This is a genomic window from Bacteroides sp. Phil13 (assembly GCF_001940965.1).
Classification (GTDB): domain Bacteria; phylum Bacteroidota; class Bacteroidia; order Bacteroidales; family Bacteroidaceae; genus Bacteroides; species Bacteroides intestinalis.
On the sequence record NZ_MSHA01000091.1, the window covers coordinates 1 to 26,687 of the forward strand.

Consider the following 26,687-nt stretch of genomic DNA (forward strand, 5'->3'; position numbering starts at 1 on the left):
TTCTTAAAAGCGAGTGCAAAGGTAGAAAGTATTTTGTAATAAGCAAAGAAAACTGAAGTTTTTTTATTAAAAAAGTTTCAGAAGAGGTCTTGAATGCTCATTAAAGTATAGTCACCTCCGTGTCATCTCCGTACCAAGTCCGTATCAACTCCCAATAAAGGTACCTTTATACGGACTTGGTACGGACTTGACTATATCCGGATAGGTAGCAGAGATATCAATATACCTCACCAACATATATATTAGATAGGAATGCAGAAAACATAAAATAATAGCTGGCAAAACGATATTTTTCAACTAACTTTATGCCCCAAAAAACAATTGGCTGATTTCAACGTTACACTATAATAAAAAAGACATCATGAAAAAACAAATCTTTAGTATGGCTGTCATGGCAGTCGTATTTGCTGCATGTGGTGGCACTAAAGCCCCCGTTACAGTAGTAGGATCGTGGGTAATGCCCATTAATGGACAACCCGGAGAAGTACAAGGCATCAAACTGGAAGAGAATGGAGAAGCATCTTCCATTAATATGCACACACTGGTATACAAAGAATGGGAACAACAAGGCGATCAGCTTTACCTGACAGTAAAAAGCATTGGTAATGGAATAGAAATAGAAGGTGTGGATACTCTGAAAATTGACAAGTTAACACCGGATTCTTTAGTGTTGAGCTCTAATTACGGATACACTCTGGAGTATGTAAGGCAGAAATAATACAAACTGTAACATATGAATCCCTGACGACTTTAAAATATAAAGTATCGTCAGGGATTTCTTCTTACCCCAACCAATCAATTACCTTGAACGAATTTCTCTACGCATAAATATAATATAAGAAAGGGCAAAGCAAAGTATTGTAACTGCAATCAATCCTGTCAACTGTGGCCATATAACCAGTAAACTCTGTCCCAATGGGAGAGGACTGGGTATAGCCCCTTGGACCTGCTCCATCATTAATGGTCCCAAACTTCGGAGAGACGGCATCAACAATACAGAAGTTGCCTGATTAAATAACTCACACGGATTCAACGACGTTATACCCCAAACTATTTTCTGATAGCCAATGGCATAATAAGGAGACATCATATCAGAAGGCATCAACATTTTGGCAATCCAGTTGACAATCATCGTATAGAAGACGCTAAAGAACAACCATATTGCCAAAGAAGCCAAGGCTGAAGTTGCCGTTTGCCGGAAACAAAGTGAAAACAGTATCGCCATATTCAACCAAAGCCCTACATAGAAAACACTGAGGACCAAAAAGGAAATGATACGGGCAAATTCTTCCGGCGTGGGTGGAATACCAATAGCAATCAATCCGGCACCCATCACCAGGAACCCTAATACAAACAGCATAATTGTAATCACGATCAATGCAGCAACAAATTTGGCATTGATTATGCAATCACGATGTATCGGTTGTGATAATATGCGGCATAACGTTCCCTTGTTCTGTTCCGAGTTCATGGCGTCAAATCCCAAAGCAATGCCTAGCAACGGTCCTAAAAAGTTAATGAATAGAACGAAGGAAGGTAACGTACCATCCGATACAGTAAACAATTTCAGGAAGAAAAAAGTATCTTCCACACCACCTGACTTGATAGCCTCGCGCATACTGGTGAGTGATGTATACAAAGCTCCCATACAGGTTAGTGTAATAATGGCAAGTAAGATAATAAAGCGCCAACTACGTACATGATCTCGGATTTCCTTATTCACAATAACCCAGAAAGGCTGCTCAACTTTGTTCATGTTTCTCACCTCCTTCCTTTACATAATCATTGTAGACATCAATAAGTTCCACCTGTTTACCCTCCATCTCCTCAAGATCAAGCTGTGCCAATAATTTTCCGTGATTAAACAAACCCACACGATCACAAGCTTTCTGCACCTGATCCAAGTTATGGGAAGAAAACAATACAGTCAAGGAATGCACTCTGCTCAAATTACGAATCAATTCAATAAATTCCTGAATTCCGGCAGGATCGATACCCGATGTCGGTTCATCCAGGATTATGATTTCCGGATTCTTAATCAGTACATCTGCCAATCCCAGACGTTGCCTCATACCACGGGAATACTTTCCAGTCTTCTTGTTTGCCTGTTCGGAAAGCCCTACCCGCTGCATGAGTTCCTTTGCTTTCTCCTCAGCCTCCCTCTTTGAAAGACCATTCAGAAGTGCTGTATAGACAAGGTTTTCCAATCCTGTCATTTCATCATAAAAGCCTAAGTCTTCGGGAAGATAACCTATTCTCTTCTTAACCTCAATAGGGTTTGTAGTGGAGTCTATTCCACAAATTTCCACTTTGCCGGAAGTCGGCTCCGTCAGCCCCAGCATCATCAGGATAGTTGTGGATTTTCCCGCACCGTTCGGACCTAATAATCCGAAGATCTCTCCTTTGCAGATTGACAGGCTAATATGGTCAACAGCAGTGAAATTACCGTATTTTTTTGTCAAATCGGTAAGTACAATCACTTGTTCGCCCATAATTACCTCCTTCCATATTTTCGGAATAGATAGTAGACACCTCCCACAGCTACAACGATAACTAATATTCCTACCCACCCCCAAAGCATAGGTGTTTTTACTGCAATCCTGAATTGTGCGGTAGCATTCACTTCGGGAGTTCTGGCTTCCATGGTTGCAATATAATCGCCGGGCAAGGCTTTTTTCGAAGCCTTCATTACAGCCGTAACAGTAGTTGTTTCTCCGGCTTTCAGCATCTCTATTTTAGCCGGCTCAAAAGAAACTTCCCAATCTGTAGGTTTACCGGATGAAAGTTGTATATCTTTTAGTAAAGAAGAGCCTGTATTCCTGACTACCAGTTCCAAGCGCTTCACATCTCCGGCAGTAATCTCAGTACTCAACAATCCTCGTGGAGTGGTCAGTTCCATTTGATAGGTACCTGTAACCACTACTTCCAAGTCCAGGTCGGCAGATGTATTGCCAGCAACCGCACGTACTGAAATCTTATAATTTCCGGCTTCTACATTGGCGGGTGGGGTGACGTCTATCGATACATTCTGGCTGGCATTTGCTTCCACTTGTGCAGAGGTAGCCTGTTTATAGTTAGGTTTGAAAATAACATTCCACCCCCTGGGTGCATTGGACATCAAAGCATATAACTGCTGATCAGCAGTCTGGTTTTTCAGTACGGCATTGAAGGTGAATGTGGATTTAGAATTTCCCTGCATATTGGGCTGGTCAGTAGTAAATTCAGTCTGATAAGTACCTTGCTGGGCTACAGTGACTGTTAGAGGAAGTTGGCAATCTCCGGCGAAGACTGTGAAATTATAGCTACCTTTATTTATCTTCAGTGGTACTTCCAATTTCAAGTTAAAGTCTTTCTTTTCATTAGGCAAAACTGCCAGTTTGTTAATATTCCAACCACCGGATTTTAACTCACGCTTCCAACTTGCAGGTAGTCCTGTTACGGACAGATCGGCATTGACCGGTGCATCCGAATTGTTGATTAAATCAATTTTGTAGTCAATGCTCGTTCCCGGAGAAACGGAAATCTTTGTGTAAGGAGAATAAAGAAACACGCTTGGTACAGAATCAGAGGCGTGTGTGTAATTCATGGGGATCAAACCCAATAAAATGGTTAATAGCAGCAAATAATTAGTTCGCATAATCATATAGAATTTTATGGTTAATTAAATATGAGTTATCGATTTGTGTGGCTGCAAAAATAAATAATGGAAAAATTAGTAGCTGTTAAAAGCAATAAAATATCGACACATAATTTTTACGATTATATAATATTTGTATTTTTTAATAGACTCAAAACAACCTTTTGAGATGCAATGTCCATCTAACTGAATTGTAAAGTAAAGCAACTACCTTTTCCCGCTTCCGAATAAACAGAAATATTTCCCCCATGCTGATTCATAATTTGCTTGCAAAGGCTGAGTCCAATACCCGAACCGGCAGTTTTCGTCGTGAAGAACGGAACAAATATTTTATCCTGTACTTCGGGTAAGATACCTTCACCATTATCCCGAACAGTAATAGTACAACGCCAGGAAGTCAGAGAAGAAGTCACTTTGGGTGCAAAAGCAGCTTTTACCTCAATTCTGGGTTCTTCGCGACGGCCAGATGCTTCACGGGCATTTTTTAGCAGATTAATAAGCACCTGTTCTATCTGGGCACGATCCACATTCAATATTTTCTCTGAAGGTGGAAGTTCAAAATGAATCGTTTCGTCTGGAAAGAGTTTCTGCAAATCAGTAAACAGCTCCCGAACTGATACACTCGCGCAGACGGGAGCGGGGAGACGGGTAAGACGACGATAGTTTTCTACAAACCCCAACAATCCCTTACTACGCCGATGAATAGTTTGCATGGCTTGCAGCATTACGGCATATTCTTTTTCGCCTCCTGCGTCTTTTAATGCCACAGGCACTCCACGCTCACTCAATGTTTCGGAAAGAGAGATGATAGGCGTAATGGAATTCATGATTTCATGGGTGAGTACACGGATTAGTTTTTGCCAGGCTTCCATTTCATTTCGTTCCAGTACAGAATGGATATTCTTCAAACTAATGAGGCGCCTTTCCATGCCGCGAGCTACGAAAAGGGTAGTAGCTACGGCCATTTCCAAAGTAGCACCATTCCGGTGAATACGCATGACTTGCGTTTCACCGGAAGGAAGATTCAGAAGTTCGGCCGGCAACTGTGGATCTTGCCCCAGCTGAGCAGTAGCAGCACGATTCAACCACTCGATACGCCCGGACATGTCGGTCACCAATACGGCGGTATCCACTTTATTCAACAGACTTTCGTAATACTGGTGTTTCACTTCTTCCTCTAATAAACGGGCACGAAAAGCCTGTAGAGTTTCTGATAATTCTACAGCCATCTCTGTCATCAGCTTATTTTTATAAGGCGGACGGAATGCCTGTGTCATATCATTATAACGCAAACTGTCTGTCAGGCGACGCATCATCTGCAATTGTTTCATCTGTATATAATAAAGGTGTATACCCGTCCCCAGAAGAAACAAGGATGTGATAAGCATACTAAACCACAAATCTGCACAAAATAACACATAGACGCCTACAGAAAGTACTGCCAGAAGACAGATGTGCAAGATAACAATTAAGGAATACTGCTTCATTCTTCATTTAATTAAACTATAATCCCAACTTCTCAATCTTCCGATACAATGCAAAGCGCGTGATTCCCAGATACTCTGCGGCCCGCGTCATATTCCCTTCGCTCAATCGCATAGCCTTTTCTACAGCCTGCCGTTCCAATTGCTCCAGATTGAGTACTTCTTCCTCCTTCTTAGGACGGGGTGAAGAAGCCTGAAACAGGAAATTGTCTGGACGAAGCAACGAACCGTCACCCAGAATTACGGCACGCTCCATCGTATGTTGCAACTCACGCACATTTCCCGGCCAGGGATAACGCAGTAATTTCGCTTTTGCTTCACGCGTCAAGCCCCGCATTTCCTTCTGATATTTACGGGCATAGCGCTGCAGAAAATGGTCTGCCAGGAGGATAATATCATTTCCCCGTTCCCGCAATGGAGGGATGTGTAATTCAATCGTATTGATGCGATAAAGCAAGTCTTGCCGGAAATTTCCTTCTTCCACCAGATGGCGGATATCTGCATTTGTGGCACATATCAACCGTACATCAATAGGTACAGACTGCGTACTCCCTAGACGATTGATCCGGCGTTTTTCAATGGCTGTCAGTAACTTGGCCTGCATGGACAATGAAAGATTACCTATTTCATCCAGAAACAGCGTACCTCCCGTTGCCACCTCCATACGTCCGGCTTTCGGTTTTCGGGCATCAGTAAATGCTCCTTTCTCATAACCGAATAATTCACTTTCAAATAATTGTTCAGGAATGCTTCCAAGGTCAATCGTTACAAACGGACGGCCGTAGCGTGGCGAACATCGGTATAGCAAACGGGCTATTACATCTTTACCTGTTCCATTCTCACCAAGAATAAGAATATTAGCATCTGTATCGCGTAATTTCTCTATCGTTGCAAATACCTCTTGCATCGCAGCTGATTCACCAATTATAGATTCTTCTACACCACTGCCTGCGCCACTAAGTACTTCCACCTGTTCTTTCAGCAGATTCACTTCACATCGGGAACGACGCAACTTGATACCGGACGAGAGGGTAGCAAGTAGTTTTTCTTTCTCCCATGGTTTGGGGATAAAATCGGTGGCGCCCGCTTTAATTGCCCGTACTGCTTTATCCGTATCTGCATATGCTGTCATGAAAATAACAACTGCCTGAGAATCGATACGCAATATTTGTTCCAGGCTCTCAAAACCTTCCTGTCCGCTTATGGCATCACGACTGAAATTCATATCCAGTAATATTATATCGGGCTGGAAAGTCGTCATGAAGTATTCAATACGATCAGGGGTTACTGCTACTTTAATCTTTTCCGCATAAGGCTCCAGTAAAAGGTTAAGGGCAAAAAGCACGTCCTCATTATCATCTACTATCAGTATCTTTCCTAATTGTTCCATAAAAGCTATTGTTTTTCTATCATCACTTGTCGGCAAAGATAGACAATATATCAATGTGTTGTGTGTGCGTATACGCACTATTTTTGTGCGGTATGGCACAGAAGGAGATTTCCTTTGCCCGAAGTAATATTCTATATAACAATCAATTATAATTTTGGCACGAGATTTGAATATCTATTATCAAAAGGGATATACTATGTACAAAAATATACTATTATCATTGATAACCTGCAGTACTCTGGTAACCGCTACTGCCCAAGAACATACTATGGAATTGACCTTAGGACAAACCATAGAGCGCGCTCGCCGACAATCGCCTGATGCACAAACTGCTCAACATAGCTTCCGTTCGGCCTATTGGAATTACAAATATTATAAGGCTAACTATCTGCCTGCTCTGAAATTGACTTCCGACCCTTATCTCAACCGTGCCATTAACAAAGTCACCATGGGTGATGGTAGTGTAAAGTTTGTAGAACAAAACCTATTGAGTACCGACCTGACTCTAAGTTTGACGCAGAATATTCCGTGGACAGGTGGTACATTGTTCGTGGAAACCTCCGCCCAGCGTCTTGACTTGTTTAGCGATCACTCTACTTCCTGGCAGACATCGCCGATAAATGTAGGTTACAGTCAGTCGCTTTTCGGATACAACAGTCTGAAATGGAACCGTCGTATCGAACCATTACGTTACCGGGAAGCCAAAAAGACTTATGTAGAAACTCTGGAGCTTGTAGCCGCTAATGCTACACAAAAATTCTTTGCCCTTGCCACAGCACAAAGTAACTATGAAATAGCTTCTACCAACTATGCCAATGCAGATACCTTATATACCTATGCACAAGGACGCTATAATATAGGTACTATTACCGAAAATGAGATGTTGCAACTGGAACTGAACAAACTGACAGAAGAGACCAACCGTATGAATGCCCATATTGAAGTGGAAAACTGTATGCAGGAGCTTCGCTCATACCTTGGTATCCAAGAGGATGTGCTAATCAAAGTCGACGTCAGCGATCATGTACCCAATCTTCAGATAGACCTGAATGCCGCTTTAATTACAGCCCGCCAAAATAGTCCGGATATACTGAACATGCAACGTCGCAAACTAGAAAGTGAGAGTAAAGTAGCCAATGCTCGTGCTAATGCCGGACTGAAAGCCGATCTTTATCTCCGTTTCGGATTGACACAAACAGGTGATAAGCTAAAAGACGCCTATCACAATCCTCTGGATCAACAATATGTAACCCTCGGCATCAGCCTGCCTATACTGGACTGGGGGCGGGGAAAGGGGCAGATTCGTGTGGCCCGCTCCAATCGAGATCTGACCTATACTCAAGTGGAGCAGGACAAAACAGACTTTGAATTGAATGTCCGCAAGCTGGTAAAACAATTCAATCTGCAATCCCAGCGCGTACACATTGCCGCCCGCACGGATGAAACAGCACAACGACGTGCGGATGTAGCCCGGCGGCTCTATATTTTAGGAAAATCTACCGTACTCGATCTCAATGCTTCTATCAGCGAAAAGGATGCTGCCCGACGTAATTATATAACTGCATTATATAATTACTGGAGCCTGTACTATACTCTCCGTAGCCTTACACTTTATGATTTTGAAAAAGATGCCCCGCTGACGGAAACGGAAAGAATAGAAGAAGTGATGGATGCAATGATAAGAAAATAAAGATTGAAAATATGTTGAAGCACTATTTGACTGTTGCTTTTCGCAACCTGATAAAATACAAGACGCAGACGGTTATCAGTATTATCGGTTTGGCAGTAGGGTTTGCCAGCTTTGCCTTGTCGGGTATGTGGCTGAGGTATGAGTTGACGTACGACATACATCAACCGGCAGCAGATCGCAATTACATGGCAGGAATGACTTCCGTGCATAATAATTCGGGATATGTACGATACACTTCCGTTTTGCTGGCAGGACATCTGAAAGATAATTATCCGGAAATAGAAGATGCCTGCTCAGTCGGGTTGCGCAATATGAAAATAGAAGGGAAAGAATATCAGTATATGAAGGTCGACTCTTCTTTCTTCTTTATGTTTCCTGTTACTCTGGTGGCTGGTAGTTATCAATTTCTGCATCGCGAAGGTGAAGCAGGTATTACGGAATCGGCTGCCAAGCGTTTGTTTGGTTCAGAATCTCCTTTAGGTAAAAAGATAAAGAAAGAATGGTCTTTTTCCGGTCAGGAGCTGACTATTACAGCTGTTTTCAAAGAGTGGAAGGAACACTCTAATTACAATTTCGATTTCCTGGTACCTATCGAACAAAAGTATGCACAGTGGGGATATCAGTCAATGAATACCTTAGTCCGCCTACATTCAGGGGTTAATGTTGAAGAATTGAGTCGGAAGTTACTGAATATATCAGTTACGGAAAAGTATGAAAACAATGGGCATACAACCGAATATAAAAATAACATAGGAGTGATTCTTACTCCTTTAACCGAACTCCATTATACTCATCCTCAGAATGATGCTACTATTCATTTGGAACACATCCGTTTATTTTGTCTGATCGGTCTGCTGATTGTATTAAGCGCCTTATTCAATTATTTAATCATGTATCTCATCCGCATTCGCATGAGGCAGCGTGAAATGGCACTCCGCAAAGTAAACGGAGCTTCGGACAGTAGTCTGATGCTACTTTTAATGTCAGAGCTTTTTCTGCTGATTGTAATTGCATTATTCATAGGAGGATTATTAATTGAGCTACTGTCGCCTGCTTTCAAAAAACTGTCCATGATAGAAGAGAACAGAATGTTTTTCTACCGCGAATCCATCTTATATATGGGGGGAATCATTATGGCAGCCATCCTTTTTTCCTGGTTGACCCTGCTTACACAACGTCATCATACGCTGCAATCATCAATAGTTTCAGCATCCGGGCGAGGTTTCTCCATGCTCTTTCGTAAAATAGGATTGTGGTTTCAGTTGGCTCTTAGTATTGGCTTCATTTTTTGTACTATAGTCATGATAAAGCAATTGCATCACCTCTATACATCCAGAGATATGGGATTCGCTAATATGGAAATTGGTATTGTGAAATACATGGAAGGATTAACAGATAGACATGAATTAGAGAATGGCATGAAGCAAATTCCTTTTATCGAATACCATCAATTAGTCGATGCGCCATTTAATATTAATGGAAGCTCTGTTCGTATAATAAAGAGATGGGATGGAAGCGAAAAAGATGCTGAAAGTGTGAGTATACAACAAAACAAATTAAATAAAGATATATTCAATCTCTTTGGGTTAGAAATGGCAGTCGGCGCATTCCCCAACGAGGAAGAAGCCGGCGATAATGTTCTCATTAATGAATCAGCCGCCCATGTCTTTGGCTGGGACGGGGAGGCTATCGGAAAGAAATTTGAGAATTATACTGTGACAGGTGTAATAAAAGACCTTCGTTTGTCACCCATTTTTCCCGCATTGCCCAGCCTTTACCAAATTACGAATCAATCGACAAACGATTTACCGCCCATCCATACATTCACCTATCAAGGTAGTTTGGGAGAAACCAAGAAGAAAATAGAGGCACATTTTCAAAAAACTTATCCGGAGTTTAGTATGCAAGTCACCAGTGTACGACAAATGATAGAGGATGCACTTGTTTCGGAACGGGCTTTAATGAAATTATTATCTGTGGCATCTGTGGTATGCGTAATTATTGCCATATTCGGAATATTCTCCCTGGTCAGTCTCTCGTGCGAGCAGCGCCGCAAGGAGATTGCTATCCGAAAAGTGAATGGGGCAACACTACGGGATATCATAGGTATCTTTATTAAAGAATATATGGTACTGTTAGTTTTTGCGGCCGTGATAGCTTTCCCAATAGGGTACATGATTATGAAACAATGGTTGGCAACCTATATTATTCAAACCACAGTTTCTTGGTGGATCTATGCTGGTATTTTGACAGCAGTCATTCTGATTATTTTTATCAGCATAGGCTGGCGAGTATTGCAGGCCGCCCAGAGAAATCCGGCGGAGGAAATAAAAACGGAATAAGAACCATTGTATATAACCTGATTATTAAATCGAAAATAAAATAGAACATCATGGATATTAAACTAGAAAAGAAACCTTGGTACATCCGTTACCGTTATTATCTGGCAGGAGGCGTTGTTTTTTTCGCTTTCATTGTCTACGTCATTATCCTTTCTGCCGGTCCCAGCAAACTGCGTATCGACCAGGAAAATGTACAGATTGCTGAAGTTAAGAATGATAAGTTCATGGAGTATGTAGATGTAGAAGGACTTATCCAGCCCATTCTTACCATTATCGTTAATGCCCGTGAATCAGGAAGCGTAGATCGCATTGTAGGCGAGGAGGGAAGCCTGTTACAGAAAGGAGATACAATCCTTGTACTCGAAAATCCCGATCTGATACATAGTATCGAAGAGCAACGCGATGATCTGGAAAAGCAATTGATTTCTTTCCGTGAGAAAGAGATCGAAATGGAGCAAAAGAGCCTGACCCTTCAACAACAAACTTTACAGACCAACTATGAGCTGGCTCGTCTTCAAAAAAGTTTCAATCTCGATAAGGAAGAGTTTAAAATGGGAATTAAAAGCAAAGCTCAGTTGGAAGTTGCCGAAGATGAATACAATTATAATGTTAAGAAGGCAAAGTTACAACGTGAGAGTTTACGTCAGGATTCCGTCGTTGCCATTATTCGCAAGGACTTGATCCATAATGACCGGGAACGCGAACGCAAGAAGTATGAACGTGCTTGCGAACGACTGGACAATTTAATAATTAAGGCCCCCGTCGCCGGGCAACTTAGCTTTGTAAAAGTTACCCCTGGGCAACAAGTAGCATCCAACCAAGGCATTGCAGAAATCAAGGTATTAGATCAATATAAAATTCACACTTCTCTTAGCGAATACTACATAGACCGCATCACAACAGGACTTCCCGCCACTATTAATTATCAGGGACGCAAATATCCGCTCCGCATCACCAAAGTAGTGCCCGAAGTAAAAGACCGCACTTTCGATGTGGACTTGGTATTTACCGGAGAAATGCCTGACAACGTACGTGTAGGTAAAAGTTTCCGCGTACAAATAGAATTGGGGCAACCGGAACAGGCTATTGTTATCCCTCGTGGCAACTTCTATCAATCCACCGGTGGACAATGGATATACAAACTGAATGCATCCAAAACCAAAGCTACACGTGTTCCTCTCAGCATCGGGCGCCAGAACCCGCAGCAATACGAGATTACAGACGGTTTGCAACCCGGAGATTGGGTTATTACAACAGGATATGATAACTTTGGCGAAGCGGAAGAGCTAATATTAAAGTAAAGAACAAATACATGATACAACATTATCTGAAAATAGCAATAAGAAACCTGTTGAAGTACAGAATGCAGACTCTGATCAGCATTATTGGCTTAACCGTAGGTTTTGTCAGCTTTTCCCTGTCCGGCATGTGGATGAATTATGAGCAAAGTTATGATAATTTTCATGATGGAGCCGACAGAGTCTATGTGGCAAGTGTTCCTTCCGTATTTAGAACCAGTGGTTTCTCAACTACGACTTCTCCTTTGCTGGCCCCTCATCTGGTCAATACCTTTCCTGAAATAGAAGTTGCGACTTATACAAACTTCACAACAGAGTATAACGATGATCAGAACAGGCATTGGACCATGATATCGGTAGACAGTGCTTTTATCTCCATGTTTCCGGTTACGGTATTGGAAGGCAGTTTGCAGTTTTTGTACAATACTGCCGATGAGATAGCCATTAGCGATAAAGCTGCCCGCTTGCTTTTCGGTAAGGAATCACCTATTGGCAAGGAGTTTCCGCTTGATAAGAAAATGACTGTTACTGCCGTGGTTCAAAAATGGAAAGGACATTCTAATTATGAATTCGACGTGATTTCAAGGCGAAAAGCCCCGGAATATCTGGACTGGGGCTATGCATCCGGAACTACCTTGTTTCGCGTTGCTCCCGGTACCGACATGGACGCTTTGGGTAAAAAGCTAAAAGATATAGAAGTCGATATGAAAGGAAATATACGGAAATATCCTGTTCACATTACTCCTATAACGGAATATCATTATACACATCCCAAATACAATATATTTATCCGTATAGAATATGTCCGCCTCTTTTGTCTGATCAGCCTGCTAATCGTTTTGGGAGCGCTATCCAACTATCTCATTATCTACCTGATACGCATTCGCATGAGGCAGCGTGAATGGGCACTCCGTAAAGTGAATGGAGCATCGGAAAGAAGTCTGGTCGCCTTGCTGATGTCTGAGATTGTATTACTACTGCTGGCTTCAGTTCCTGTCGGCTTCTTATTGGTGGAAGTTTCTCTCCCCATATTCAAGCGCTGGTCTTACATCACTGAAGAGAATAATCTCTTTTTTTATAAAGAGACGCTTATCTATATGTCAATCGTCATAGGAACCGTTCTACTTTTTGCCTGGCTCACCTTGTTGGTTCAACGGCGTTTTACATTACAGTCGGCTATATCTTCCGCTATCACCCGTCGCTTTTCTACCTTCTACCGACGGATAGGGGTTTGGTTTCAATTGGTGGTCAGTATTGGTTTTATATTTTGTACAATAATGATGATGAAACAATTGCATCATCTGCGTACATCTGCCGACATGGGAGTCACCAATACTGATATAGAGTATGTGGCCTATCTTGAAGGTATCCCTGACAGTGATAAAGAACATTGGGTAAAACTAATGAAAGAAATTCCGAACATTGATTTTCGGGAAGTCTCAAATTTCCCCTTACCGGGATTATCCCAATCTATGTTTACAGCCGTAGAATGGGATGGCAAACAACCGGGAGATAAAGAAGTAGCTGTCAATGATTTCCAGATTTCAAAAGAAACATTCGATTTATTAGGATTACAGTTAGTGGCCGGTATTTTCCCGGATGAGTCATCCAGCCCTAATGACATACTGATAAACGAATCATTAGCAAAAAAACTGGGTTGGAAAGACCCTGTTGGAAAGAAGTTTCATAAATCTTATGTGGTAGCCGGTGTTTTGAAAGATATCCGCCTTTCACCCATCACGCAGGCTTTGCCGGCTATATATACTGTATCGAAGTTTCCTCCCCGGAAACAGTATGTTTATACGTATCATGGGGAATATAAAGACGTTCTGAAGGCTATTAACAATCATATAAAGAAAAGTTATCCTGATTTTTACATGTGGTCACGGAGCGTAGGTCATATAATAGAAGAAGCTACCGCTTCCGAGAATATCTTGATGAAGCTGTTAACCGTAGCATCTATTGTTTGTGGAATTATTGCAGTCTTCGGAATATTTTCCTTAGTCAATCTATCATGCGAACAACGGCGCAAAGAGATTGCTATCCGTAAAGTGAATGGAGCTACCATTTCGGACATTATCAGTATATTCCTCCGGGAATATATGATATTACTGGCATTGGCTGCAATTGTTGCTTTTGCGGCGGGTTATATCGTCATGCAACATTGGCTGGAAGGATATGTCATTCAGACTTCTATCAATTGGTGGATTTATGTAATAATTCTGATCGTAGTTATTGTAATCATTTGCATTAGTATCGGCTGGCGGATATGGCAGGCTGCATGGCAGAATCCGGCAGAAGTGATTAAAAGTGAATAAAAAACACATTATACTTGAAAAATATGAAAACACTTAAATACGCTTGGCGTTTCCTTATACGCTCAAAATCATACACTATTATTAATATAATCGGGCTGGCACTTAGTCTGGCATGTACTATCATATTAGTCCGCTACATTCACCGAGAGCTTCAGGTAAACACACATTGCACGGATGCTGAAAATGTCTATATTCCACTTCGCGACATAGATGGCAACGTATTCACGGGCAGTGTAGGGGCAGATAGCGGAGCAGACACTGTTTATTTTCAGCCTGAGGCCGTCAAAGAAAGGAGTTACTTCATTACATCTTGCAATGATAATGTGACGATTGATGAAAAGCCTTATGCTGTCCAGCTATTGGCAGCTGATACGGCTTTCTTCCATTTCTTTAATTATCCGCTAAAGGGCAAACGCATGGCAGCACCGGAAGAAGCTCTTATCACCCGGCAATTCGCTAAACGTGTATTTGGAGGAAAAGACCCTATCGGGAAGACTATGGAATATTCCGGAGGCAAACATCTCACTATCTGCGGCATATTGGATGAACCGGCATGTAAATCCTCACTGACATTTGACATTGTAGTAAACCTGGATCTTAAAACAAGAAGAGAATGGAGCAGAATGTATGTGGAACTATTACGCTTTATGCCCGGAGTCGATGTGGATGCCATTAATGCTTCCAGTAATGTCTACCGCCAGACGTCACAGGGGTTTAGAATACGGTATAACTTCCTACCTGTCAGCCAACTTTATTGGAACAAAGAATTGGCGGCTTCCGGCGATGATCCCGAGATATGGCATTACAGCAGCCGTTCCCACATCCTGATACTCACAGGAGTATGCTTGTTATTATTACTGGCAGGCATATTAAACTTTGTCAATATCTATCTGGTCTTCATGCTAAGACGTTCTAAAGAATATGGTGTGAAGAAAGTCTTCGGTGTGCAGGGGCGCACTCTCTTCATGCAACTATGGACAGAGAATGCATTAATGATATCCATCGCCTTGCTATTGGCATGGTTTTTCATCGAGATATTCTCCGGATATGCCAACCGGTTGCTTGAAAGTGACATTCCCTATACTGCTTTTGACTGGCAGTTGTCATTAGGTATCTGGGTACTTTTGCCATTAGTCACCACAATCTATCCCTTCATCAAATACAATTATCTGCCACCCATCGTATCCATACGCTCCATCGGAGGATCACGCCAGTCTGTTGCCACCCGTACAATTTTCCTGTTTATACAGTATAGCATCACTTTACTGCTCATTATGCTATCCTTGTATTTCAGCAATCACCTCCACTTTTTGCAAGATACTCCTCCGGGATTCCGGACAAAAGGTATATTGTATGCCAACTTAGTACCTCTATCCAAAACTTGGTATTTAGAGAGTGAAGAACAGAAAAAGAAGCACTGGCAAGATGCTCAGAGCATTGAGCAAAAGCTGGAAGAATGTCCCTTCATCGAACAGTGGTTCCGTGGAGAACCCACACAATGTGGCATTTTAGGAGCAGGAAGCACAGGCACGTCCGTTCTTATAAATGATAAAGACGTGAAACAAAATATGATGCTGATGTGGGTTCCTCTTGACTTTTTCAAATTTTATGAGCTACGGATGAAAGAAAATGCATTGCCCGATAAAGTTGAAGGACGCAATAAATATCTGGTAGTCATGAACGAAGCTGCCATGAAAGCCTTCGGCTATACGAAACGTGACGAAGCATTTGTCAGGGGAGAACGAGCTCTTTGGATTGCCATGGGTATGGATGGAAAAGTAGTAGAAGGCGGAACATCTCTGATGCCCGTAGAAGCTGTTGTAGAAGACTATTACACCGGACATCTTACTGCAGGCAAGAAACCTCTTATATTCATGGTATCTCCCAGCGGAGGTGGTTCGCAATACCAGATAGCTTGTAAACATGGAAAAGAGAAAGAACTCATCTCTTATCTGAAAAAGGCCAGACAAGAGATTTTCAATACCGAAGAATTTGACCGTCACTGGCTGGAAGAAGATGTGCAGGCACTGTATCGCGAAGATCGGCGTGTGTCAACTGTCTTCACGCTTTTCTCTGCCATCTCCATCTTTGTTTCGGCTCTGGGTCTGTTTGGCCTCTCTCTGTTCGATATCCGCCAACGCTACCGTGAGATAGCGATTCGGAAAGTAAACGGAGCGCAATTGCGGAACTTATATTCAATCTTATTCCGCAAATATATATGGGTGATAGGAGGGGCGACGTTGCTTACTGTACCATTATCCTACTATCTGATATACATCTATACAAAGGATTTCGTGGTTAAAGCACCTGTCAGTATATCCATATATGTGACTGCCATACTCATTGTGGCGGGCATTTCATTGGGCACCCTGTTATGGCAAGTGAATAAGGCCGTACGCATTAATCCGGCAAAGATTATGAAAACAGAATAAAAACACATAGAGTATGAGACAAATCTTATTATCCATACGCATGCTATTGCGGTTCAAGGTGTATACCGTTGTTAATTTCATAGGATTAGCAATCAGCCTTGCCTGTGTATTTACCATAACACGATATATTCATCAGGAAAATACAGTAGACCATTGTTATCCGGAATACAAACGGATTTGTTTTATCGAACGTTCTATCAGCGACGGCACAAAAGAACTGGCCGGATACCAATCTGACTTAGAGAAGGATCCGGCAGTAGAACGTTATGCGTCATTCACTCCATGTAGCGATTTGGTTATGGATTTTGGGAAGCAAGAAATTACTGTCAATGCCTTATCCGTAGACAGTGCATTCTTTAGTATTTTTCCTTATTCCATTTATATGGGGAGCGGGAAAATAAAACGCCCCAACGATGCGCTCATAACTAAAGAGTTTTGGCTCCGTTCGCTAAATAGGGTACCCAACCCTATAGGCCTGACTTTCCAGAATTCCGTGGGAAGAAAGTTCCGCATTGTAGGTGTATTGGATACTCAGCAAACCAAAACATCGTGGTTGCCGGATATGTTCTTATCGGACGAACTGGAAGAATTGTGGTTTTCAAATCCGAACTATGCCGTAGTTATGGTACCGGGTACGAACATTGCCCAATTGAATGAGAAATATAATAAAGAACAGCCACGAGACGAATGGAGTACATTCCAGACCATGCACTACCAGTATTTACCACTGACAGATTATTATTATACGACCTCCCATGAAAAGACTGCATTATCCCGACACGGAAATAAAGATTATATTCGTATATTATGGATTGTTGCCTTTCTTGTGGGTATTATAGGCATCCTGAACTTTACCAATATTTATACAGTCATCATGTCCAAACGCGCCCGGGAGTTTGGTATAAAGAAAGTATATGGAGCAGGTAGAAAAGAGATCTTTCTTCAGATATACATTGAGAATATGCTACTCTCAGGAGCAGCACTGTTTATTTGTTGGTTGATTATTGAAATTACCAGACACTTGTTCTACAATGAGATGTATATTCCTACGAACTCAAATTTAAAGTTTGACCTGAATATATCCCTTCTTATTTTATTTGTGCTTCCATTGCTAACCACATTTTATCCATTTATAAAATTTACTCATAACACTCCGGTTTCTTCCATGCGCGAACTTTCTTCCACGCATTTCTCTGTCCGTTCACGCATGCTTTTTCTTGGCTTTCAATATGTCATCACCATCTATATGATTGTCATGTCACTTTTCTTCGTACGACAACTTGAATACATGCTTCATTCCGACCTCGGTTTCCGTACTCACGATGTGATAGAGTGCAAGATGTACGTCTTCAAAGGAGGCGGCACGTTCCATGCAAAAGAGAAGGAAGACCTTATGAAAGAAGGAAAAATACAACAAGCCAATAAAGAATTAGTAAACAAACGGATGAATGAAAGCACATTATTTACTCATTGGAGCAGGATACCAATGCCGATTCACCAGTTCAGCAAGCCGTCACGTTACGCTCTTAACCGGGCAGAGAATGGCTTCAAACCGGTACTACGAGCCAGAATGTCTCCACGCTCTATGGAATTATTCGAATTCCAACTACTGGAAGGCAGGTTATGGAATGATTCAATAGATGAAATGTTTACCAAAAACAGTTTTAAATGTATCATCAACGAATCTGCCAAAAAAGTATTTGGCATCAAGGATATTACGCGTGATAAACTTCAGGGTGAAGACAAAAGTTGGGCTTCCAGTAATGTTCCATCCGAGTATAATCCTCCAGTTGAAATAGTGGGAGTTATAAAAGACTTCAACGTCAAGCATTTATCACAGTCTGCCGCTCCCATGATTATCGAATATTTTGATGAGAAATATGAGCTTATTACCGTTACAGCTTCGTATCAGCACGAACGGAAGGCAGAAGCTATCGACTTCTTGCGTAAATTATATGAAGAAGTTACGGGAAGCACTGACTTCGAATATAAACTGATAGAAGATGAAATAGCTTCCATGTATAATGAAGATCGGCGGGTGGTGGATATCTATTCATTGTTTGCCAAAGTTGCCATTCTTATATCATCCTTGGGACTATTGGCCATTTCATTATTTGATATCCGTCAGCGTTATCGGGAAATAGGTCTGCGTAAAGTAAATGGAGCACAAGGGAAGAACATATATCCCCTGCTCATCAAAAAATATCTCTCAGTATTGGGGATAGCATCATTAATAGCTATTCCGTTGTCTTCCGGAGCGATAATACTCTATTTAGAAGACTTTGCCCATAAAGCACCCATCACTCCCGATTTATTTATTATAGGCATAGGCGCAACAGCCTTGATATCATTGTTGACTATTATCTGGCAGATTTATAAAGCAGCCAATGTAAATCCGGCAGAAGTGATTAAATACGAATAAGAGAAAGAAGAAAATACAGAAGCCATGATACAGCATTATCTTAAAATAGCCTTTCGGAATATACTGAAACATAAAACGCAAAGTATAATCAGCATTGTCGGCCTGGCAATAGGTCTGGCATGCTTTGCCTTGTCCACATTCTGGATACAATATGAGATGACATATGATAGTTTTCACAGGGATGCGGATCGCATCTATCTGGTACGCACGGATGATAATCAGTTCGGGGCACATTATTCCAACTTTGTACCCTATGCTTTGGGTGGCTATTTAAGAAACACTTACTCGGAAATAGAAGACTTCTGCATATTCGAGCAACAAAGTTTCTTCACCCTAAAAAACAAGCAACAGATAGAATGTCCGTATATTGCACCCGACTCTGCCTTTATACGCATGATGGATATAAAGATTTTAGAGGGTAGCCAAGATTTCTACTTATCAAATTCAGGAAAGACAGAAGAGGTGGCTATAACAGAAGCGATGGCTCATGAGCTTTTTGGTACCACAAAGGTTGTTGGCAAAAATGTGATTACTCCCAACAATATGAAGGAATACCGCATAGGAGCCGTTATAAGTGATTGGGGAAAACATTCCAATTTCAAATATTCCTTTATGGGATGGATGGGCAGTGATGACACTTCATGGGATAACAGCCACTATAGACTGCTGATAAAGGTAAAGAATGGAACTGACACACACGCACTTTTAGAAAAGATGAACCGGAATTTCCCTGAAGAATTGAAAAGGAATAGGTATACTAATGCAACCGGAATTACCCGTTTTTATCTGGAACCGATCACTAAATTACGCTATGCGGATGAATTTGTTCGTGGAGATGAACTCATTGTGCAATTCCGTTATATTGTTTATTTCTCAGTAACAGGAATACTCATTATTCTATGTGCATTAGTAAACTATCTGACGATTTATATGGACTGCTTCCGCTCCCGCAAACGTGAGATGGCTTTGCGTAAAGTAAACGGGGCTTCCGAAGGTTCATTGTTGGCATTGCTCAGTACCGATTTCTTATTTACCATCCTGCTGGCTTCAATATTGGGGATGTTTTTCATAGAACTGCTAAAGCCCTGGTTCTTACGCTATTCCATGATTGCTGATACAGACATATCTGTTTACAATAATTGCATGATATACATAGCAGGGATGGCCATATTGGCGTTTATCGTTGCTATACTTTCTGTCTTCATATTCCGCCGCCATTCGCTACAAAATACGATACATAGCCCACACACAAGCACCATAGGACATATTTGTCGCAAGGGAAGCATTGTAGTACAACTGGTTGTCTGTATAGCATTTATCTTCTGTACCACCATTATGCAAATGCAACTCTATCATTTACGTAATGTAGATACGGGAATGGACTATCAGAACCGGGCATCCTTGGCTATCTGGATGAATGTAGACATGAATGTGTGGGCAGAAAAAGTAAAGGCATTACCCATGGTCACCGAAGTGGTGAGACCCGTTTACTGGCCACTCATCAGCATGGGTGCCTACTCTGCTTTTAATGTCGATTCATGGGATGGTTTGGATGGTACAATTGAAAAGCCACTCGGTATAGATGAAATTCTGGCAGGAGAAGAGTTCTTCAAATTCTACAATATGCAATTGCTGGCAGGAGAGTGGGTTTCAGATAAATCGGATATCCGTGAAGTCAATATTATAGAGACAACAGCCCGGACTATGGGCTGGACGCCTGAAGAAGCAATTGGAAAGCACATCTTTTATTGTAATAAAGAAGTGACGCCTATGACCGTAATAGGAGTAATAAAAGACTGTGCTTACAAATCTCCCGCAAAAGATTTGCCACACACCGTATTTGTCAATACAAACAAATCGGAATATATGTGGCCGCGTTGTTTTGTGCTTTTCAAATATAAGCCGGGAACCTGGGAGGAATGCCGTCGCCGCATTGAGGAGATGCAACAGTCGGAACTTCCCGACCGCAAACTTTTTTTAGATAGTGAAGAAGAACGATACAACAAATACCTGAAATCAGAGGATGCATTATCCGGTCTTTTGAGTTTCTCTTCATTGGTTTGTATTCTGATATCCGTGTTCGGTATCTATTCCCTGGTCACATTGACTTGCGAACTGCGGCGGAAGGAGATAGCCGTCCGTAAGGTAAACGGGGCTACAATCGGCAATATTCTGAAGATTTTCTTTAAGGAATATACTTTGCTTCTGATCATATCTTCACTGATAGCTTTCCCGGCCGGCTATATTATCATGAAACAGTGGATTGAAACTTACAATCGTCAGGTGAATATAGGAGTGTGGCCGTTCATCCTCATATTTATGGGCATTATGATAGTGATTACTCTCAGTATAGGCTGGCGTGTATGGCAAGCTGCACGGCAAAATCCGGCAGAAGTGATAAAGAGTGAATAAACGGAGCTTATAACAAAAACGTATGGGCTTATAACTTGACAAGCAATGTGATTATGCAAAATANNNNTATTTTGCATAATCACATTGCTTGCTATCGCCTACATTTATACTTTTCACAAGATGTATCTGTGTTTTTTCAATAGACGATAAACGATAATCAAGATACATATTGATAAATTAAGCGAACATAAACATGGCTTTGCAAAAGTTTTTGGAAGCTATTTTAGGGGTCAAAATAGGGTCAGGGTCACTTATAACCCCGTCTGACAGTTATTTTTTCAAACAAAAATACATAAATTACTGTATATCAAAATATTACCGATTATTCTTATCCAATAAAAAAGTGTCTCTCCATAGATTTAATATGACAGCATTTTGCACAATACGGACAATTCCTGATTAAGTAAATACAATAAACAAGAAGTAAATATGATCCATCTCTTTGGCTACCTCTTTTTAGTCTGTGTCTTTTCATGCTTCTCCGAACTGAACTTTTCATTCACCACAAACGAATTTAAAATTTCGTCTACCATACATTGTATTCCCGGAGTTTCTTGATATACGGTTTCGTGCATGGTAATACTTACATGATGCACAATATCCAGTCCTTTCAATACCAGGCTGTATTCCCGTGTTTTATAATACTTGTACCCTGAAGTAGCATCTAAGGTTGCAGCCATTTTTGTAATCATGTATTTTCTTTGTCCGTTTTTTGCTTTTTGCTCCGTCACCACTACATCCTTTACATACGGAATCTGTTTGTAACTTTCTATCTTCATATTTGCTATATCATTGGCAGACAAAGGTTTTCTGCTCAACAAACTGAAACTCTCTATACGTATGTACATGTCGGGAAAGAATTTGTTCTTCCCTTTTTTTTGCCAAGTCAGATTATAATGATGGAACATTTCGCTATTTCGTTCGAAAGGTGTGATACCATCACTTGCGACATCCCCCGGCCGATATATTTCCCAATCGGCAGGGAGGATAAAGGAATACAAATCGTTTGTGATAGTTTGTTTTTCCGGTCCGACAGCTCCGACAGTAAGTGGACAGAGCAGAACGAACAGGAGGAAGAATGAAAATATGTAATTGAGACGGTACATCTTTTGGAGGTTTTTATGGTAAAACAAAATAGATAGCAACAATAAAAGCGAATGGATTATTTTATTTCAGGCAAATCGTAGATGTAAATCTCGTTGTCCGACAAATTGTCTATAGCATATATTTTCTTATGCTTTTCGCTGATGGTAAAAAGTGATACACGTCTGTCAAGCTTGTAGCATGCCACCGGATTGCCATCCCAATCGAATACATGCAATTCCGGATTGCACTTTGCTTCTGCCCCGCCTGCTTCTGCATTCAGGCACAAGGCATAAATCAGATTACTGACAGTCTGAGGTTGTCCGGTGTAATACAAAGGAGATTTCCTATTATCTTCTCCTGCCACAAAGTTGGTATTATATGGCTCTATCTTGATATCTACATCGTGCCGTAGTGTCATATCTTTATCATAAATCCGCAAACGTTTGAAGTAAGTATAGAATGCGGCAAATTTATTGCGTTCGGGGTGTACCCCGCACTGCTTCATATAAGCAAAAGTCAATGTTATGCCATCATACTCCTCCTGCCCGGATATCCATTGCGGATAATCGATTTTTTGAATGACATCTTGTTTTTTTCCATCATACAAAAAATATTCTTTAGATTCTATCAGGTTTCCCAAAGTAACGAAAGTGCCGTCTTGCAGTGGATAATAACCGTTCGTCTGTTCCGGTTGCATTACATTTTCCGTCTGCACCACTTCCAAATTTCCATCCTGGTATTTTAAGGTTTTAAAAATATTGATTCGGGATTCAAATACACCAAAGCCGGAATCAAGTTTCTGGAAACCGCGTGGGTCTAACAAAGAGACAAACTCGTCAGGTCCCGACCCGCGAGTCCCTGCACTGCCCATATAAACACAGTCGGGTAAAGAGAAAAACTCAAACAGGTCTTTTTCTCTTTCTTTGTATACAAACAACTGGTCATCGGCAATGCCTATATAACGAGGCAGCAAGAAAGGAACAGGCACCGTCTTTACTTGAGCTGTCAAAGCGAGTGTTTGTGGGAAAGAGGTCACAGTGACAACTTTTCCTTCCTGATTGTCACTGCAAGCATTACAAAGCAGAAACAGACATAAAAGGGACAATATAGAAACAGAAGATATATTCATTAGAGTTTTATATTTTACCACCTACAAGAGTACCGGGACCAGATGCAGCAGTAGCAAAAAGTCAATAATTATTTGCAAATAAAAGTATTTTTCCTGCTTAATGCAAATATTTGAGACACGAAAAAATGAAAACATGCCACGAAACATTCTTTTTTAAGGAAGGAAGATGCATCGGCAGATTACCCAGTGTAGACGGGACTAATTTCAATGCATTAGTACTAAGAGTCATATTTTTCTTTACATCACCTTAAAATGCTTCTTCATCTGTTGTGTGGATTTGGGGTTATAGGTGACCCTGACCCTATTTTGACCCCTATTTTTTCCTTTTAAAAGATATAACGCATTGATATACAATCATAAATAGTAAAATATTGCTCCTTATTACGAAATTATTCAATATACAATTTTGAGAGAAAAGTGAAAGAAGTTTTCTATAACTTATAAACAAATAACTTTACATTTAATACTATATTCCTTTAGTATTTACATCCCCAATATATTCTCTCTTCTTTGAAAACCTTTCCAATAATTGAGTAGTGCGATGTAGACAATGTGCGAATATGCACTATTTTTGTGCAGTATAGCACACTGCATTTACATCTTAAAGCTAATATCTATCTAATAAACAATTAGTTATATCTTTGGCATAAGATTTGAAAACTAAGTATTAAGAATCCTATAAAAGTCATCAAGAATCAACAACAGATAAGTAAATATAAACTATGATACAACATTACTTTAAGATAGCATTTCGTAATGTACTAAAATACAAGACACAAAGTATTATCGGCATCTTTGGTCTGGCAGTAGGCTTCACTTGTTTCGCCCTTGCCAACCTGTGGATACATTATGAAATGACGTATGACGCTTACCACGAAGGAGCCGACCGGATGTATATTCTTTGCAAAGAAAGCGTATTTGGAGTAAACGGATATTCTACTTCCATGCCATACCCGGCATCGACTGTTCTGAAAAACGATTTTCCTGAGGTGGAAGCTGCATGCGCTTACACCAGATGGGGACAAAAAGTAGATCTTAAAACAAATGATTGTACGGTAGAAACCAATAGTATACAGGCAGACTCCTGTTTCATGAAGATGTTCAATATATCCATTCTAACAGGAAGCAGGGATTTTATGTATTCCAATGACAAGATAGCCTTAACAGAAGATGTAGCTATACGATTGTTCGGTTCTACGGATGTACTGGGCAAAGAAGTTAAAAACTACAATGATGATACACTGACGATTTGTGCCATTCTCTCAAGCCTCAATCACAGTAATCTGTCATTCGGTTACTGGGGACAGGGAGAATACTTTCGCAGCTGGCAGAATGATTGGAATAATGGAAGTTTCGAAATCATTATCAAGTTACGTAAAGGGACTGATCCGATAGCCTTTCAGAAGAAACTTGCTGCAAATGAAACAAAAGCCGATCCGAGAGATCCCCACAGAGTGTTTGAGGGTATCCGGCTAATACCACTCGACGAGTATCATTATTCATCAGTTAACAGGAACCCATCTTTCCAATTCTACTATTTGATACTATTCTCTGTGGCCGGAGGTTTGGTGATTCTTTGTTCCCTGTTCAATTATCTCTCTCTGTTCATCACTCGCATGAGGATACGCGGGCGTGAGATAGAACTGCGCAAAGTATGCGGTTCCTCCATCGGAGGTATCTTTATTCTACTTTCTGTGGAGTACCTATACATCATATTGTTATCCGGTGTATTGGGTATGGCTTTTGTTGAGACGGCTTTACCCGCCTTTAAGAAACTGTCCGGGGTATCCGGAAATATTTATGGAGAATCACTTCTCTATTTTGCAGGGATCCTTTTACTGTCTTTACTTCTGTTAGTACCATTCGCCATCAGACGGTCGCACATCCGGAATAGCGGAAACAAGTACGCACTCCGTAAAGTAAGTATTGCATTCCAATTGGTGATAGGGATTCTTGTCACGTTCTGCATAATAGTGATGATGAAGCAAATCTATTTTCTTACGAATGTGGATTTAGGATGGGAAAGAAAGAATATAGCTTCCATCAATCTTTTATATCCGGACAATGATTTTGAAACCATTGCTGATAAAATCAGGCAATTCTCATGTACAAGGGAGGTAGTGACCGGACATTGTTGCCTATTGCCTAAATCATCAGGCTTTTCACAAACTTTCGACAATTGGGACGGAAAAGAAGATGCGGCGAAAAGTATAGATATGCTATGTCTGTGGAATTGTGAAAAGACAGTGTCCTTCTACAATCTGAAACTGCTGGAAGGGGAGATAGTAAAGCCAACAGAAACGAATAGCATAATGATTAATGAATCGGCCGTAAAAGCACTTGGAATGAGCGACCCAATTGGTAAGAAACTTTATCAGAAGGGCAGAACATGGACCATTGTAGGCATAATTAAAGACTTCCACATCACGGCACCGACAGAACCGGTGCAACCCTATACTTTGGTTGCAGTGGATATTCTTAAGGGTATAGGATTTTCTTTAGGAAAAGGGCAAATCTTAATCAAGTTTCATGATGGCAGATGGAAAGAACTGAAAAACCGGATAGACAGCATATTCAGCCGGGAGTATCCGGAAGTGAGATATAGATTATACAACACAGAAGAAGAGTATGGCGAATATCTCAAGTCCGAAGATGCACTGATAAAGTTATTGAGCTTTGTTGCCATGGTTTGTGTACTTATTGCTGCTTTCGGTATCTTTTCTCTGATTACTTTGAGTTGCGAGCAAAGACGCAAAGAGATAGCTGTACGCAAGGTGAATGGAGCTACAATTCGGGATATTCTAATTATGTTTATAAAGGAATACATACTTCTGCTCCTTATTGCAGCTGCCATCGCATTCCCGATAGGGTATGTCCTGATGAAACGCTGGCTTGAAAACTATATAGAACAGACCACAATTAATGCTTGGATATATTTAGTCATAGCCGGTGGCATAGCCATAATTATCTTTGCATGTATCGGCTGGCGAGTGTGGCAGGCGGCACGGCAAAACCCGGCGGAAGTAATTAAGAGTGAATAAAAAAAA

At 41.0% G+C, this 26,687-nt stretch carries 16 protein-coding genes; 9 read left to right on the forward strand and 7 right to left on the reverse strand.

The annotated features are described in order from the left end of the window. The first annotated feature begins 361 nt into the window (after positions 1 to 361). A complete protein-coding gene (locus BWI44_RS18110) occupies positions 362 to 718 on the forward strand; it encodes a lipocalin-like domain-containing protein (protein WP_007662576.1) in 357 nt (118 codons plus the stop codon). Positions 719 to 799: 81 nt separating this feature from the next. On the opposite strand, the gene BWI44_RS18115 is transcribed toward BWI44_RS18110, so the two are convergent. From BWI44_RS18115 to BWI44_RS18135, 5 genes are all read right to left on the reverse strand, one after another. After that, positions 800 to 1,756, reverse strand: coding sequence for an ABC transporter permease (locus BWI44_RS18115; RefSeq protein WP_007662574.1), 957 nt, complete (start codon positions 1,754 to 1,756; stop codon positions 800 to 802). After that, the gene (locus tag BWI44_RS18120; protein ID WP_007662572.1) at positions 1,743 to 2,492 is read right to left on the reverse strand and encodes an ABC transporter ATP-binding protein; all 750 of its coding nucleotides are present in this window, start codon (positions 2,490 to 2,492) and stop codon (positions 1,743 to 1,745) included. Before BWI44_RS18120 ends, BWI44_RS18115 begins: the two co-directional genes overlap by 14 nt. A 2-nt stretch (positions 2,493 to 2,494) precedes the next feature. Next, positions 2,495 to 3,643, reverse strand: coding sequence for a COG1470 family protein (locus BWI44_RS18125; RefSeq protein ID WP_007662566.1), 1,149 nt, complete (start codon positions 3,641 to 3,643; stop codon positions 2,495 to 2,497). Positions 3,644 to 3,819: 176 nt separating this feature from the next. After that, a complete protein-coding gene (locus BWI44_RS18130; protein ID WP_195209410.1) occupies positions 3,820 to 5,124 on the reverse strand; it encodes a sensor histidine kinase in 1,305 nt (434 codons plus the stop codon). Positions 5,125 to 5,140: 16 nt separating this feature from the next. Continuing rightward, positions 5,141 to 6,511 (reverse strand): sigma-54-dependent transcriptional regulator, encoded by a 1,371-nt coding sequence (locus tag BWI44_RS18135; RefSeq protein ID WP_138293007.1) that lies wholly within the window; start codon positions 6,509 to 6,511, stop codon positions 5,141 to 5,143. Positions 6,512 to 6,707: 196 nt separating this feature from the next. Here BWI44_RS18135 and BWI44_RS18140 point away from each other — a divergent pair, with 196 nt between their 5' ends. From BWI44_RS18140 to BWI44_RS18170, 7 genes are read left to right on the forward strand one after another with little or no spacing between them, the layout of a single operon-like run. After that, positions 6,708 to 8,201, forward strand: a complete 1,494-nt coding sequence (locus BWI44_RS18140) for a TolC family protein (protein WP_138293006.1) — start codon at positions 6,708 to 6,710, stop codon at positions 8,199 to 8,201. Positions 8,202 to 8,212: 11 nt separating this feature from the next. After that, a complete protein-coding gene (locus BWI44_RS18145; protein WP_195209409.1) occupies positions 8,213 to 10,543 on the forward strand; it encodes an ABC transporter permease in 2,331 nt (776 codons plus the stop codon). A gap of 50 nt (positions 10,544 to 10,593) precedes the next feature. Continuing rightward, positions 10,594 to 11,844, forward strand: coding sequence for an efflux RND transporter periplasmic adaptor subunit (locus BWI44_RS18150; RefSeq protein WP_021967268.1), 1,251 nt, complete (start codon positions 10,594 to 10,596; stop codon positions 11,842 to 11,844). Between the two features lie 11 nt (positions 11,845 to 11,855). Continuing rightward, positions 11,856 to 14,159 (forward strand): ABC transporter permease, encoded by a 2,304-nt coding sequence (locus BWI44_RS18155; protein WP_286815683.1) that lies wholly within the window; start codon positions 11,856 to 11,858, stop codon positions 14,157 to 14,159. A 23-nt stretch (positions 14,160 to 14,182) separates the two neighbouring features. Continuing rightward, positions 14,183 to 16,591, forward strand: a complete 2,409-nt coding sequence (locus tag BWI44_RS18160) for an ABC transporter permease (RefSeq protein WP_195209407.1) — start codon at positions 14,183 to 14,185, stop codon at positions 16,589 to 16,591. A gap of 13 nt (positions 16,592 to 16,604) precedes the next feature. After that, positions 16,605 to 19,013 (forward strand): ABC transporter permease, encoded by a 2,409-nt coding sequence (locus BWI44_RS18165; protein WP_195209406.1) that lies wholly within the window; start codon positions 16,605 to 16,607, stop codon positions 19,011 to 19,013. A gap of 24 nt (positions 19,014 to 19,037) precedes the next feature. Beyond that, positions 19,038 to 21,425, forward strand: coding sequence for an ABC transporter permease (locus tag BWI44_RS18170; protein ID WP_138293001.1), 2,388 nt, complete (start codon positions 19,038 to 19,040; stop codon positions 21,423 to 21,425). 446 nt (positions 21,426 to 21,871) lie between these two features. Here BWI44_RS18170 and BWI44_RS18175 read toward each other — a convergent pair whose 3' ends face one another. After that, the gene (locus tag BWI44_RS18175) at positions 21,872 to 22,531 is read right to left on the reverse strand and encodes a hypothetical protein (protein WP_117706322.1); all 660 of its coding nucleotides are present in this window, start codon (positions 22,529 to 22,531) and stop codon (positions 21,872 to 21,874) included. A gap of 56 nt (positions 22,532 to 22,587) precedes the next feature. Further along, a complete protein-coding gene (locus BWI44_RS18180; RefSeq protein WP_195209405.1) occupies positions 22,588 to 23,640 on the reverse strand; it encodes a BF3164 family lipoprotein in 1,053 nt (350 codons plus the stop codon). 722 nt (positions 23,641 to 24,362) lie between these two features. Here BWI44_RS18180 and BWI44_RS18185 point away from each other — a divergent pair. Continuing rightward, positions 24,363 to 26,681 (forward strand): ABC transporter permease, encoded by a 2,319-nt coding sequence (locus BWI44_RS18185; RefSeq protein WP_195209404.1) that lies wholly within the window; start codon positions 24,363 to 24,365, stop codon positions 26,679 to 26,681. Positions 26,682 to 26,687: the final 6 nt, after the last annotated feature.